The sequence below is a fragment of the Methanobacterium formicicum DSM 3637 genome, assembly GCF_000302455.1.
In the GTDB taxonomy this organism is placed as follows: Archaea; Methanobacteriota; Methanobacteria; order Methanobacteriales; family Methanobacteriaceae; genus Methanobacterium; species Methanobacterium formicicum_A.
In genome coordinates, this window is the sequence record NZ_AMPO01000001.1 from 251,783 (window position 1) to 267,045 (window position 15,263).

The following is a 15,263-nucleotide window of genomic DNA, read 5'->3' on the forward strand; positions in this document are numbered from 1 at the left end:
TACCCAGTATATTAATAATCATTGTTAGTTTCAGGGCCAATCCAAGTAATGAGAGGTATAATGAAATGTCCGAACTTTCCAAGGTGGACATATACAGACAGATCGATGTTCTAAGGCAGAGCTTGCTGGACCTTACCATGCGTAACCAGCTTTTAAACTTCCGTCCCCGCAGCATGACCGTGGAGGTTACAGAAGGAGAACTGGCTGAGATTTACGACCGATTAGTTCTTAAAAAAAGCAAAAGGAAACTTTTACAATTTATTCCCCGGGCAGACTCCGAAACCACTACCGGTGCGGGTTATAATAAGAATCAGGGCCATAAAGATAAAAGTCCAGGTTACAATGATAACACTCATTTTGAAAATAAAGAAGATCATGACTCTGATGTAGACCAAACATCTCCCTTAACTAGGGGAAGTCAAACTACAACTGGAAAATCGCTTAATACTACTGATAATCGAATTAAAAAAGTAGATCATGGAGATTTTTCTGCTGATGAACTGGTTAAGGAACCCCAGTTAGTTAATAAACCCCAGAACCAGGAGACTGATTTTGAAGACAAATTATCCACCTCAGATAATGTTGCAGATGATAGTGGGACACCAAATGAAGTTGAGGTAAAGTCCCCTGAGTTTCCAGATACTGAAATGGATAATGAGGCACTTGCACCCGAAGAATCATTATTATGGGAAGCACCATCCCTGGACCAGGAAACCCTGGAAAAGAATAAAGAAATTTTTTTATCCACAGATTTGACACCATCAGAACTTCAGCGCCGATTGTTCTACATAAATCAACGTGCCAGGTCAATGATGGAAGAACAGGGTTACAATATTCTCTACCTGGCCATGGGGTTCTTGAAATGGCATGAAGGCAACGGAACACCAGGAGACCGTGAAGCACCCCTGATTCTGATACCAGTGGAACTGGAACGTAGACGAGTGAAGGGTTCTTTTAAGCTCCGCTGGACTGGTGAAGACATAATCCCTAACATCTCCCTCCAGGCCAAACTACTGGATTACGGGGTTGAAATACCTGATTTTGAAATGCCCCGAACCCAGGAAGGTGTTGATGAATATTTAGACCAGGTAAAAGAATCCATTGCCCATGAAAAAGGATGGGAAGTTAAAGATAAGGTCTACCTCGGTTTTTTCAGTTTCACCAAATTCGTGATGTACAAGGACCTGGACCCTGAAAGCTGGCCCGAAGACATGCCCCTGGAAGAAAACCCCCTTATAAAGGCAATATTCGACCCAGCAGAAGAAGAACTGAGTCAGGGATTCCAGGAAGACCAGGTGGATGTGAAACTATCCTCTGAAGATGTTTACCATGTTATGGATGCAGATTCATCACAGATCGCAGTGATAGAAGATGTGAAACATGGCCGAGACCTGGTGGTGGAGGGTCCCCCGGGAACTGGTAAATCCCAGACCATAGTAAACCTGATAGCCGAACTCCTGGCACGTGGTAACACTGTCCTATTTGTAAGTGAGAAAATGGCCGCCCTTGAAGTGGTTAAAGGCCGTCTGGATAGCGTGGGACTGGGTGAATTCTGTCTGGAACTGCACAGTAAAAAATCGCAGAAGAAGGATGTTCTGGAAAAACTGGAAAGTGTCCTTAGGAATCCCAAACCAGTTGAACTTTCAATGGATGATGATCTAAGCACCATTGAAGAGCTCAAATCAGACCTGAATGAATACGTCACCCTGCTACATTCTCCCTATGCTAAAATCAACTGGACTCCTTACCAGCTTTTTGGTGTTAAGGAGAGATCATTGCACCATTTCGAGAAAATAGGTACTAAAATGCCACGTTTCGTGGTGGAAAATAGTAAAACCTGCACCTTACGGGAATGGCAGCGAACTATAAATAAGTTCAAGGAACTGGGAGAGTTGTACAAACTGGTGAAACCAGTATCCTATAATCCATGGAAATACACTCATCCAGACCCCATACTACCAGCTGAAGAAGAGGAAATCGAAAACCTGCTGGATGAAACCGTTAAAACACTCCATGAACTGAATTTAAAGGCAGAAAACCTTTCCAAAATATCGGGTGTTAAGATACCAGTGACACTGGAAGATACAGAACACCTTATAGCTGCTGTGGAGATAATCTCCTCATTCCCCTCCCTGGAGAGGGAACTCATCCTCAACACCAAATGGGATTATGACAAATTACAGGTTTACAATCTCATTAAAAGCCTGGAAGAATACAAAGCCAAAACCAAGGGCCTGAAAAGGTTCAAAGAAGGGGTTTTGGATGAGGATATTTCATCCTTACTCATTAATTTCCAGGAACAAAAACCGAAACTACTGAAATTCCTTAGTGGAGATTTTAAGAAGGCTAAAAAACGGATTGGTAAACTTTACCTTGGTAAAACCCCGGAAAACGATGAGATAATACTTCAGGATCTTGAAGAACTCATAAAATGCCAGAAGCTGCAGTTAAAGATCAGGGCACAGGATGAACTGGCCAGATCCCTGTTTGGCTCTCACTGGAAGAGGGAGGAAAGTGAAGCTGAAAACCTGAAGGCTATATCAGAATGGATACTCAAATTCAGACAAGCCCTGGAAGAAGGCAGGATCACCGAGAAAATCCTCATAATACTTGATTCAGCCCAGCAGTTTGAAATTAAACAGATCACCCAGGAAATGCACCAGGATTATGACCAGATACTGGATTACATAAACCAGCTGGATAGTTACCTGCACTTTGACCCGGACTCAGTAATAGGAGATTCACTGACCAAAAGTCCCCTTGATTACTTATCATCCCAGATTTCCCTATTAAAAGTGGGACTCTCTGGTCTACAGAACTGGTCCCGTTTCAGCTCATCCAGAGGGGAATGCCTGGAAACAGTGGGAAAAAACCTGGTGGAACTAATAGATAAAGATGAAATTGAAGCAACCGATATCATACCCTGCTTGGAGGGGAACTTTGCAGACTCCCTACTGCGAAATCTGTTCCTGGAGGAACCATCACTCTCCCGTTTCGTGGGCGACGTTCATGAGAAGAAGATCAATGAATTCAGGGAACTGGACCGTAAGATCATAAATCTCAACCGTTTCCGTATTGCCCAGGAATTACACCAGAACCGGCCTTCACTTTCAGGCACTGCTTCACCCCGTTCAGAGCTGGGAGTGCTTAAAAGCGAGTTTTCCCGTAAAAGGGGGCATATGCCTATTAGGAAATTGTTATCCATCTGTGGGGGAATAATACAAACCATAAAACCCTGTTTCATGATGAGTCCCCTTTCCATAGCCCAGTACCTGGACCCTTACAGTGTGAAGAACCTGCGTTTTGATTACGTTATTTTCGATGAAGCCAGTCAGGTGAAACCGGAAGATGCCCTAGGGGCACTATTAAGGGCCAGATGCGCAGTTATAATGGGAGACACCCGGCAGTTACCTCCAACCAGCTTTTTCGATATTTTGATTGATGTGGAAAGTGATGATTATGATCTGGCTGTGCTGGCTGATATGGAAAGCATTCTCCACCTCTGCAAACGCAGTTTCCCCTCAAAGATGCTGCGCTGGCACTACCGTAGCCGACATGAATCCCTCATCGCGGTGAGTAACCAGGAATTTTATGATAACCACCTTTTAATCTATCCTTCACCCAGCAAGGACTCTGAAGAACTGGGATTGAAACTAGTACACCTCCCTGAAACTGTGTATGACCGGGGAAAAACTGCCACCAACAGGGCAGAGGCCAAGGCAGTTATCAAAGCAGTGTTCGACCATTACCAGAAGTACGGTAACACCAAGAGCCTTGGTGTGGGTACATTCAATGTACGGCAGCAGCAGGCCATCCTGGAAGAACTGGAACTCCAGTTAAAGCTCAACCCTAAAATGGAGAGTTACTTTAAAGGAAATCATGGGGAGCATTTCTTCGTGAAAAACCTGGAAACAATCCAGGGAGATGAAAGAGATGTGATAATGGTTAGTGTGGGTTATGGATTTGACTCTGAAGGTAATTTAAGCCATAACTTCGGACCGGTTAACCAGGATGGCGGAGAAAGACGTTTGAACGTTCTTCTAACAAGAGCCAGGGAGAAGTGTTTAATATTCTCCAATTTCAGGGGTCGTGACCTTCAATTAAGTTCAAGTGCACCCTTCGGTCTTCGTGCCCTTAAAGAATTCCTGGAATACGCTGAGAATAAAACACTGGCCCATCAGGATCTAGTTCAGAACAATGCTGATGACGCCTTTGAAGAGGCTGTCTCTGAATTTTTAACTGAACACGGATATGAAATTCACCGCAGAGTGGGATGTGCTGGTTTCAGGGTTGACCTGGCTGTTGTGGACCCAGAATACCCTGGACGTTACCTACTGGGGATTGCCTGTGACGGGCCGATGTACCAGACCAGCAGGGTGGCCCGGGACAGGGACCGGCTCCGCCAGCAGATCCTGAAAGGACTGGGATGGCGTTTCTATCGTTTATGGTCTACAGATTGGTACCGGAACCGTGCTGATGTGCAAAAACGGCTCCTGGCAATAATAGAAGAACTCTTAAAAGAGGAACGTGCCGAGGAAGTTATTCCACCAGTAGAAGAGGTGGAGATTGATTCCCCTGTAGAAGATCTGGAAGCTGGAGAGAGTGTAATTAGTTCTACAGAAGACGGAACTAGCAGTGAAATGGATATTGATCTTTCTCCTGTAGATGAAACAGTACCCTCAATTCATGATGGAAAGGGTGAAATTGATTCGTCAAATGATTCACCATCAAATACTTCCCCATTGGATGATCTCAGATTAGGTGATTCCCAATTAGATGATACCCAATTAGATAATACACAAATAGATGATTCTCCATTTACGGACTCGCCATTAAATGAAACTGAATCCAGTTCTATGCTGTTAAAATCAGAAGAAAGGAATTACTCTAATGAAAATTCTGCTGATTTCCCTGAACTGGATGAGATTTTAGAATCTGAAAAAGAATCCTCTTCTGGTTCCCAGGTAAAAGAAGATGATAAAGATGAATTATCGGATTATGTGACTTGTGAGGACACAGGCGTGCCTGTTTCTGGGGATATTCACAGCCAGCCAGTGGGAGATATTGCCAGGGCCGCCATGAAAGTAGTGGAAGTAGAGGGCCCCATACACTACGACGAGGTTGTAAAACGTATACGGACCTACTGGGGACTTAGCCGAGCAGGAAGGCGGGTGCAGGCAGTTATGAAGGAAGCTATCAATCTGGGATTAATGGATGGCCAGATAATTCAGAAAGGTGACTTTTTATATTACAAAGATGCACCGGTGGTGGTTCGCAGGAGAACTGGTAACCCTCCAGCCAAGATGGACCTTATAAGCCCTGAAGAAATCTCTGCTGCAGTGAAGATCATCCTAAAATCACAGTACGCCACCCAGACTGATGAACTGGTCAGGGAAGTTTCCCGACTCTTCGGAGCCAAAGTAACCCGTGGCCCTGCAATAAGTAGGATAAAAGGAGTTATTGATGATCTTATTCAGAAGGGTGAGATCGAGGAACGGACAGATGGAATGGTGGATATCATCAGAGACCAGGATAAATAAAACCTTTTTCAGTTAATATTTAAGTTTCCACCACCACGCCCCATTTCACCCACCTTAAAATTCACTGTGGTGATTGTTTATGAGTCCTAAGATCAGAACTTATCCGTCTCCTAATATCAAATAGTTTAATGCAACATCCTGATTGATTTCTTAAAATCTGTTCTTTCAAATGGATTCTAATACCTACTACACTTAATGTAGTCCAAGCCATGTTGCTAATCTTATTAATTAAAATTTAATAATGTCAATTTAATTATATTCAATTTGATTTAAAAAAAAACTGTATAAGTTGTCGAGGGTTAAAAATTTATCTAAATAGCAAATATAAACCTATTTAATCATCATCACTTAGAAAGAAAGATCTAAAAATGATAATTAGTGTGAAATAAGATAACAGGATGAATAGGAAAACGAAAAACTTCAGGAGAGAACAAAAATATGGAACAGAAAACTCCCAACCGGTTTACCGAGGCCCTTGGTGAAGAGGTGGATGATGCCTTCAAAAAACTGGCTTCGGAAATATTAAAGGATGGTGCTCTTACTCTCAAGGAAAAAAGTCTCATTGCTCTGGCATGCGCTGTTGCGGTGAAATGTGAACCATGCACACGTGCACATAAAAAACAGGCCCTTAAAACTGGGGCAACCCAGAAAGAAATTATGGAAGCTGCTGCTGTTGCTGGCCTGGTGCGTATGGGTTCCGGGTTTAACACTGCCTATGCCCTTTTAGATGATGATGAAACCGGGAAAAAATTAGTTTTCAAACCACCTACCCGTGATGAAAATAAGCATGAAGAAATGGGTGATGAGTCTAAACCTGAAGGATCTAAAATTCAGAGAAAACCTGATGGTTACCTGAACAGTATTCTCGAAAGAAAGTTCGTCGAATAAATTCCAAAATAGCTAGGGTTTCAAATAAAAGGGATTCTAAAAGAATAAAGGGACGGGGTATTAACCCGCCCTTTAGAAAAAGGTTGAACTGATACAAAAAACAGGAATTGTAAGGAAATTAATCCACAGCCTTCTAAAGAGAGTATTGGTTCTAAAGAAAGGATTGATAATAACCTATATGAAAATTAGCGGACCTGGGGGGATTTGAACCCCCGACCTTGGGATCCGAAGTCCCACGTCATATTCCAGGCTAGACTACAGGCCCATAACTTTTTAAAAAAAGTTTGAATTAAAAAAATGACTTTAACTTGGTGTCATTCTTTTTGAATACAACTCCATATAAACTTTGTTGCTTCTTATGAAGGCACTCACATCAATCAACCAACTCATTTTATCTAAACTTCACATTTTACCGATCCAATATTCCAATGGGAAGATCAGTAAATACACTAAAGCACTCCATCGGGGAAGTACAAAGCTGAGAGATAGTGCCAGGAGCGAGATAACTATAAACAGAACGTTGGTCCTTATAGTGATGGTTATATCTCTAAGAGAAACTTTTTCATCAATAAAATTTTTCTTAGTGGCATAGTACCAGTTTAAACCCAGGAAGAGTGCAATCCCCAGCATGTTTAAATTGAAAATAATGTGAGAAATGGGAAATTCTCCGTATTTCCCAGTTAAAGAAGCAGAAAATGGGACCAGTACTATGAATAATAACCATATCACATTTATCCATAATAAAGGTGTGTTCATTTCATCTATTTTATGAAAAGCACGATGATGATTACTCCAAAATAGAGCCAGAAGAATGAAGCTCATGACTAAAGTATAAAAACTGGGTATAAGACTATAAAGAGAATTTTGAACTGCAGCATTAGATAATGGGCCGGTGATATCGGGAACAGCCAAAGCCAGAACCAGTAAAGTCATAGCAATGGCAAATATTCCATCTACAAGTGTTTCAAGACGCTTCGTGTCCATAAATATACCTGAATTTTCAGATTCCATGTTAATCTCCTAATATTCCCTTAATAAAAAAATATAAACTTATTTAATGTAATATGAGTCAGTTTAAATAGTTTCCGATATTTTTTTAGTTGTATTTGATAATTTAAACAGTACAACACAGAGATACTGACATTAACATCACTAACTCACTCCCCACCTGAGAATATTTAATTATGCATTATCTTGATTTTCAATTCCTTTCTTGTAAATTAATCCCCTGAAACGTCCACCGAAAAGGATCATGAACGTGTTAAACAGGAAATAAATCAGAATGTACAGTGCTAATCCACCAATAGTACCTATCATTGTAGTTAGGTAGGGATTGGCAGAAGTAACGACTGTTGTCAGGACCTGCACTATTATAGTGTAAACTACCAGGTAAAAGAGGTAGTTTCCCCATCCAATTTTTTTTATCATAGCAAATATTTTCTTAAAATCAAAAGCTGCGCGAAACTTCTCTTCGATTGCCATGTTAGCAAGGGCCAGTAAAAACACGATATCAATGATGAACCCCACAATAACAGTTAAAACAGATAAAGAAAATAGGTTGGTGGCAAAATTTGGGTTGCCTGAGAAAATTAAAAGAAAAATAATGGCATAAACTGGGATTCTATATATTATACTTGCCCCCACATAGTTCAAACCATCGGATATTAACTGCGCATATTCATCAAAATCAGGTAGTTCATTTGATCCAGCAATGGTGCTTTGAATTATTCTCAAAGAATAACCCAGTGCCATTAAACCTGGAATTATCAGGAAAACCCCCAAATAAAGGAGAAAAACTTTTAAAAACTTCTTAATATCTGTAAAAGGAAAACTTACGGAATCTTTAAAAACCTGACTAAAATTCATGACCAAACTCCCCATCAATAAATTTGATTTCATTAATTAATTATTACTATTACTTATAAATTTATTGAAATGGGATTATTTGGGAAAAATATTATAGAATCGTTAGGTTAAAAAATGAAGGTTTATCACTTATCTAAGTGGGACTTAAGATAATAAAAAAAAGAAAGAATTTATGTCCGGGAATATTCATTGAAACAGGGCAAGCAGACCATTTCACCATTTTCAACCCGGGCCCGGTGTTCAGCTACTGGTTCCCCACACTTGGCACAGTAGATGGATTTGAATATCCTTGCTTCTTCTGGGAACTCTACTTCAACACTTTCCACCTTGAACAGGTCCTGGGCTGGAATATCTGATAGAATCTTTTCAGTGAATGCATCCTTGGCTTTCTGAAATTCATCCTTCTCTGTTTGAGTGGCTGAAGGAGAAAATGCCTTCTCACGGGCCTTTGAAAACTCAGGGTCAAATTCATCGATGTTGTTTTTCAGTGATATGCGCATTGCTTTTCCTGTTTTACGGTTAAGGAAAGTGTATACCTGTTTACCGTGGTCCTTGAATATGAGGTTACCCTTTCCCATGGTGCAGCCAGTTACCACCTGAATGGCATCCACACTGCAGCTGTCATTTTCAACGATAGCCACCAGTTCTTCATCTTCTGCCCGGGAAGATAATTCACAGATGGCTATTTCAGCTGCACGGTAGCCTATAGCAGTTCCAGGACAGGAATGCCCATGAAATTTGGTTACTTCAGAAAAGGGAATTATTTCACAATTTTTGTCATCTTCCATATTTTCACTCCTGAAAAAGATTGGATAGGTAAGGTTAATTAATCTTCGTACATTCCTGAGAGAGGATCCTTACCATTGGGGAACATTGCCCCGTATGGTTCGAACCAGTCCATATCCTTTACAGTGCAGAAGTGCATTCCCTGATTGGATTCAGTCATCATCAATGGCTGGGCCTTTTCTACATCCCATGAACCATTTTCACGGTTGTAAATATCATCGCGTACTTCCAAATGTACCACTTTCCCCACAACCAGTGCATAGGGGAAATTATCATATTCTTCAGTCACGATTTTATGGAGTTTGCATTCCATCCAGGCGTAACATCCGTCAACTCCCGGTGTTTCAATCTCCTGGCTGGGTTTTTCTTCTAACCCTGCAAGTTCGTATTCATTCACCTCTGGAGGCACGAATTTAGCGGTTGGCATTACACTACCTGCCAGATCCATTCCAGGGAGGCTGATGACAAATTCCTCCCGGGCCTTCATGTTATCAAAGGTATCCCTCATCACCCCAGCAGTGGCTACACATATCAGGTCAAACGGACGTAGAATAGGCATAAGACAGGAATACGGGGCCACATTGCGCACCCCTTCTGGACTGAGGGTTGAAATGAAGGTCACTGGCAGGGGTATTATGGATTCTCTTTTGAAGTTTTTTAGCTGCATATTGGTTCACCGCTAAAAAAATAGGAAGAACACCCATATAAATGTATCATATAGGTGTGACATATAGTATTACTATAGGCGGAGTTAATCGAAAATCTTCATACACCCTACTAACTTTTTAATTCTTATATTTTTTAATCTAAGTTGGTTTCTTCTGTTTCAGGGAGATCTTTAATTTCATTTTGAATCGATTCTCCTTCATCTTCCAGTGTTTCTTTAAAGATTAATCCGATTGCTCTGTACAGGAACAAGTAGATGAATGGATAAATGATGAGGCTTGCTAAAACCAGACCTGCGTATGGTATTATAGTTACTACTGATGCCACCACTAACAGTATGATGTAAAGAATTGCCAGTAAAATCAACATCACTATGTATTCTAACCAGCCAATACTTTCTATTCTCTCCTTGATTTCACCGAATTTAAATGCTGCCCCTATTTCATTATAGTAAGCCATGTTAGAAAGGGCCATTACTGATATTATCCCCAAGATGATGAAAAGTAATGCACTCACTATAAGAATAATCACACCTATACCATAGGATCCTGTAAGTAGCATAATGAATCCAACAATTAAAACAATGGTGGGAATTATTCCATAAGCAATACTCATAATGAAAACTCTAAGTCCATCCAGGAACATTTTAGTCCAATCATTAAACTCAGGGGGTTCATTTTCCCCAATTATGGATTTAGCTATTGTCCTGAGCTGATATCCCATGGTCAGGAAAGCAGCTATTAAAGCAGGAATTAAGAGGAAATATAGCAAGCCGGAAACACGACCATATCCAATTATAATTTCCATTAAAATCTGGGTTATTAAAACTATTACCCCTAAAATCAACAAGCGTTTCCAGTTAGAAACTGGATATTTAAAAGAATCTCCAATAATTTGACCCATGTCCATTCCTAATCAGCTCCCCATGATTCATGCAAATACTAAATCAATTAATTAGTTTATTAACGTTTTCCAGTTGGTTCTCACATGATATAAATGTTATTAGCCACATTAAAAGTAATACAACTGATGCTTTTTGTTTAAATAAAGATTAAACAGCCCTTAAAAAATGAAATAGGGTTTATTATAGCACCGGCTGAAATTATAAACTCCATATATCTAAATCTTCCTGTAACGCAGAATATAAATTATGAGGCCCACACCCAGCACTCCACTGGCTGCAAATCCCAGAAAACCTAGAAGAGGCATGTCCCAGATCATAGGGCCCTTGTTTATCTGGATAATCCAAGATGAACCAATGAGTAAGGCCGCGATGATTATGGCCACCACCAGTTTGTTACTGGTTCTTTCAATGTCTTCTGCCAGTTCCTCAGAGTAGCGTACCTTTATCTCTCCGTTTTCAACCTTAGCCACCAGCCGGTTGAGGTTACGGGGCATGTTCTTAATTAGGTGTTCCAGTTCGAACATGTTATCCTTGAACAGATCTGCCATGTTTTTAGGGTTGAATTTTTTCAGGAGGAGTTTTTTAACCATTGGCTTGAACTGGCTGGTTGCATCGAATTCCTCGTCTAGAGAATAGGCCACCTCCTCAATCAGGGACACTGACCTGGCAATAAGGGTGAATTCTGGTGGGACCCGTGCCTGGTACTTGGTTATCAGGGGAATAGCCAGTTCACTCAGGATATGTCCCAGATGAATATCCTTAAGACTGGCACCATAGAAACGGTCCAGTATATCCATTATATCCCTTTTTAGAATTGTTCTATCCACTGAATCATCTATTATATCCATGTAGATCAGCTGGTTGATAACTGCATCCACCTTGTATTCAATCACCTGGATGAATAGCTCCCCCAGGTTCTCCATGAACTCCTGGTCAATATGGCCCATCATCCCAAAGTCAATGTAACAGACCACGTTATCCTCCAGAACATATAAATTACCAGGATGTGGGTCTGCATGGAAGAATCCATCCATGAGTATCTGCTGGAAGTAGGATTTGGCCACTCTTTCGGCAATGATTTTATTATCGAACCCTTCTGGGTTCTCCATCACCTGGCTCATTTTGGTTCCCTGGATGAATTCCATGGTTAAAATCAGAGAGGTGGAATATTCAGTGAAAACATGGGGCGCATGGATACCAGTATTCTCTGCAAAGTTGGCCTGGAAGTTCTGGGTGTTTCTGGCTTCCAGTTCGTAGTCCATCTCCTTGTGGATTGATTTTTCAAATTCATCCACAATTTCAGGGACATTGAAAATTTTTAAACTGGGGATTCTTTTATGGATTAAATCAGCTAGGTGGTGCATTATAATGAGATCTTTGGCTACAGTATCCTGAATACCTGGTCTCTGCACTTTAATAGCCACCATGGTTCCATCAGGGAGAGTTGCACGGTGTACCTGGCCTATGGATGCGGCTGCCAGTTGTTCCTCTTCAAAGGTCCCGAAAGCTTCGTTTAATGGTTTGCCCAGTTCACCTTCCACAATCATCTTCACTGTGTCAAAATCAAAAGGCAAAGTGTCATCCTGGAGTTTGGTGAACTCATCAGCCATGTTTTGCCCAACCAGATCTGGTCGGGTGCTCATCATCTGCCCCAGTTTTATGAATGTGGGCCCCAGTTCCTCGAAGACCATTCTTAAACGTTCGGGAGCTGTGGCATCCAGATCCGCATCAGAATCATATCTGTATAACAGGTCTCCCCAGCGGGATCCCTTCAATTCCAGCGAACCTACCAGGTTATCAAACTCGTATTTGACCAGTAACTGGATTATCTCTTTTAAACGCTGGTAGTCTACTTTTTTACGGGAAAATGGTTTCATCATCAACACCTTAACTAAATAATTCAATAAGGGACATCTAATTTGTACATAAAATTTTCAGGGAACTTCTCAAGTATAAGGGGCTTCTCAAGTATAAGGGGCTTCTCAAGTATAAGGGGCTTCTCAAGTATAAGGGGCTTCTCAAGTATAAGGGGCTTCTCAAGTATAAGGGGCTTCTCAAGTATAAGGGGCTTCTCAAGTATAAGGGGCTTCTCAAGTATAAGGGGCTTCTCAAGTATAAGGGGCTTCTCAAGTATAAGGGGCTTCTCAAGTATAAGGGGCTTCTCAGTATGATAAATTTTATCATCCCCTTTTTAAAAAACTCTATCGTCACAGCCTCATATACTATCCAATCCTTCGGTGTGCGTAGGGTCACATATCTGATTATTCTATTTTTAATGGATCAGCAATTACCGCACCTATGACTAAACCCATGGATATGGCCACAAAGGTTAGTACCACCATGATCAGGTTAGTAATGGATGCCGAATAGTTCTGTCCAGCCAGGGTGGCCAGGCTGATGAATCCCAAGGATCCTGGTACTAATATCCAGAATGCAGGTATTATTGATACGTAGTATGGTGTTTTAATCTTTGATCGTTCCAGGTATGTTCCCACCATGGTCATGACAGCCGAGCCTAAAAATGCACCGAATAACCCGCCTAAAAGGTAATTGCCTATCTGAAGTCCGCCAAACGTTGCAAATAACACCATTAAAACTCCCAGCATGTCACGGTTTCGTATGGACATTAAGAGGTACATGCCCAGAGTGAAAACCAGGATCCCAATATAGGGAGCCCACCAGCCAAGGGGAGTGGCTAGATATGCCACCATATACGCTCCTGCAGAGAGTCCAACCACCTGCAGGCCTATTAAAACTCCGAAGAGGAGGAGTAAGAGAATAACCACTCCCTGAACCAGGCGGCTGGAACCGGATATGACGTTGTTGGCTGCCAGTTCGTACATTCCAGTGGCCAGAACTGCTCCCGGGATGAAATAGGAAAGTGCTGGGACCAGGATGGTGAGGGATCCCTTTACCATTCCCTGCTTCACCCCGAAAAAGAAGATCATAGACACCAGAAATGCCACTAAAACTGGTAAAATAAGGTTTAGTCTGGGTTTATCTTCAGAGTATCCCACAATCAAGCCCACTATAGCACCTAAAGCCCCACAGAATAGTAACTCATTGGTTGTGGGTAAAAGCAGCATCCCCAGCCCAGTAGAATAGAGTGCATATCCAAGGATGTGCCTTATGTATTTGTGCTGGCGCTTAACGTTGATTATTTCATTTATACGATTAATTCCCTGTTCTGGAGTTATTTCTGCATTTTCTGCCTGGTAGATTAACTCGTATAAACGTGAGACCTGGTCCAGTGGTAGGAGGCCTGGTTTTTGCCCGGTCACTGCCAGGGCTTTTGAATTCCCATCACTGATCTTGATGAGTACGAAGGTGGGAAAGTCAATTACTTCCTGGGCTTTAACCCCATATGCCCGGCATATGTTCTTTAAAATAGCTTCTATTGTCATGACTGCAATGCCTGCCGCAGTCATGGCCCGGGCTAGTTCTGTTAAAAATTCCAGTAGATTTGGAGGCAAGTCTCCTCCATCTGATATGTTGGTAGGGTTTATATTCCCCAAGTTACCTCCAGGATACATTTTATCCCCGGAACCATTTCGTCATCCAAACTCCCAATCTATCCCTGTCTTTACACATACTGTATTTTTGTAAAGGGATTAACTTTGGGAATTTAAACAATCAATCTTTTCTTCTGATATAAATTTGTGAACTGGTAATTATTCGTGAATAATTATTGATTGTAAATTTAATTGTGAATAATTTTGAAGTAAATTCACCTCAAAATTATTTTCATCAAAATTATTCTACTCTTCAATGCCCTCATTATAGATGAGAGCCAGGAATCGGCCGCTGAAAGCGGATACATAAGAACCAATGAAAAATCCTACCACCGCAGCAACTGCATAAACAGTTATCATTCCCATATTCATTAGCTGGGGAATGGCACTGAGTGCAGATACCACTGCGGAAAATGCGGTGAGTACCACAACAGCAATAATATAGTTAACCCATCCAATATTTTTGATTATACCAAAAATATCCTTAAATTTAACTGAAGCTTCTAATTTGTCCTTTTTAACTATGTGGGGCAAAGCAATAAAGCTGAGGATGTAAGGGAACACCATTATGATAAAACCCACCACAAAAAATATCTGGAAAGAAGTGGTTATAAATGCATTAAAACTGGTCACCTGTCCACTGAAGGCAATGGACATGATTATAATAGCCGATATAATACCCACAATAATAGCAGGAATACCCCTGTAAATTAGTATTACAACTACGTACTTCAAACCATCCACGAACATGTTTAACCACTCATTAAATGGTGGTAATTCATTAGAATCTTTGAATGAATATTCAATTATACGTAAATTATACCCATAAGCCAGTATTGCAGGTATTATTAAAATACTGGTGGCCATCAGTATGCCCAGTGTTAAAAGTCGTTTCACATTGGAAAAAGGAAATTTCAAGGAATCTGCAACCATTTCACTAACATTCATTTTCTAATACTCCCCTTTTTAAATAAACTACTCCCATCTAAATTAATAATATAACTAAAAGTTAGTCAAACTTATTAACTTATAATTGTTACCATCTGGCTTTCAGAAAAATAACTGTTACCACCGGACTTTCAGAAAATTTACTTATCTTCT

General features: G+C 40.9%; 11 protein-coding genes and 1 tRNA gene. 3 read left to right on the top strand and 9 right to left on the bottom strand.

All coding sequences use genetic code 11. The features are described 5' to 3' along the window. Nucleotides 1-65 precede the first annotated feature (65 nt). Entirely contained in the window at nucleotides 66-5,540 is a 5,475-nt protein-coding gene (locus A994_RS01295) for a DUF3320 domain-containing protein (RefSeq protein WP_004029448.1), read from the top strand. A gap of 438 nt (nucleotides 5,541-5,978) precedes the next feature. Continuing rightward, nucleotides 5,979-6,428, top strand: coding sequence for a carboxymuconolactone decarboxylase family protein (locus tag A994_RS01300; protein WP_004029449.1), 450 nt, complete (start codon nucleotides 5,979-5,981; stop codon nucleotides 6,426-6,428). Nucleotides 6,429-6,617: 189 nt separating this feature from the next. Here the strand turns inward: A994_RS01300 and A994_RS01305 are convergent. The 7 genes from A994_RS01305 to A994_RS01335 form a co-directional block, all read right to left on the bottom strand. Further along, a tRNA-Arg gene (locus A994_RS01305) sits at nucleotides 6,618-6,693 on the bottom strand. A gap of 137 nt (nucleotides 6,694-6,830) precedes the next feature. Then, entirely contained in the window at nucleotides 6,831-7,439 is a 609-nt protein-coding gene (locus tag A994_RS01310; protein ID WP_004029450.1) for a TMEM175 family protein, read from the bottom strand. Between the two features lie 171 nt (nucleotides 7,440-7,610). Continuing rightward, the gene (locus A994_RS01315) at nucleotides 7,611-8,294 is read right to left on the bottom strand and encodes a DUF4013 domain-containing protein (RefSeq protein WP_004029451.1); all 684 of its coding nucleotides are present in this window, start codon (nucleotides 8,292-8,294) and stop codon (nucleotides 7,611-7,613) included. 170 nt (nucleotides 8,295-8,464) lie between these two features. Then, entirely contained in the window at nucleotides 8,465-9,082 is a 618-nt protein-coding gene (locus A994_RS01320) for an FmdE family protein (protein WP_004029452.1), read from the bottom strand. 38 nt (nucleotides 9,083-9,120) lie between these two features. Then, on the bottom strand, nucleotides 9,121-9,747 hold the full coding sequence (locus A994_RS01325) for a flavin reductase family protein (protein WP_004029453.1): 627 nt from the start codon (nucleotides 9,745-9,747) through the stop codon (nucleotides 9,121-9,123). 134 nt (nucleotides 9,748-9,881) lie between these two features. After that, entirely contained in the window at nucleotides 9,882-10,655 is a 774-nt protein-coding gene (locus tag A994_RS01330) for a DUF4013 domain-containing protein (protein ID WP_004029454.1), read from the bottom strand. Between the two features lie 210 nt (nucleotides 10,656-10,865). Then, nucleotides 10,866-12,527 (bottom strand): ABC1 kinase family protein, encoded by a 1,662-nt coding sequence (locus A994_RS01335; RefSeq protein WP_004029455.1) that lies wholly within the window; start codon nucleotides 12,525-12,527, stop codon nucleotides 10,866-10,868. Between the two features lie 42 nt (nucleotides 12,528-12,569). Between A994_RS01335 and A994_RS13210 the strand changes: the two genes are divergently transcribed. Then, complete coding sequence (locus A994_RS13210; RefSeq protein WP_157787243.1) at nucleotides 12,570-12,821, top strand: hypothetical protein; 252 nt, start codon at nucleotides 12,570-12,572, stop codon at nucleotides 12,819-12,821. A gap of 90 nt (nucleotides 12,822-12,911) precedes the next feature. On the opposite strand, the gene A994_RS01340 is transcribed toward A994_RS13210, so the two are convergent. Both A994_RS01340 and A994_RS01345 read right to left on the bottom strand, forming a co-directional pair. Beyond that, nucleotides 12,912-14,183, bottom strand: a complete 1,272-nt coding sequence (locus tag A994_RS01340) for a threonine/serine exporter family protein (protein ID WP_004029456.1) — start codon at nucleotides 14,181-14,183, stop codon at nucleotides 12,912-12,914. Between the two features lie 225 nt (nucleotides 14,184-14,408). Continuing rightward, nucleotides 14,409-15,110: a DUF4013 domain-containing protein gene (locus A994_RS01345; protein WP_004029457.1), complete on the bottom strand. Its 702-nt coding sequence runs from the start codon at nucleotides 15,108-15,110 to the stop codon at nucleotides 14,409-14,411. Nucleotides 15,111-15,263: the final 153 nt, after the last annotated feature.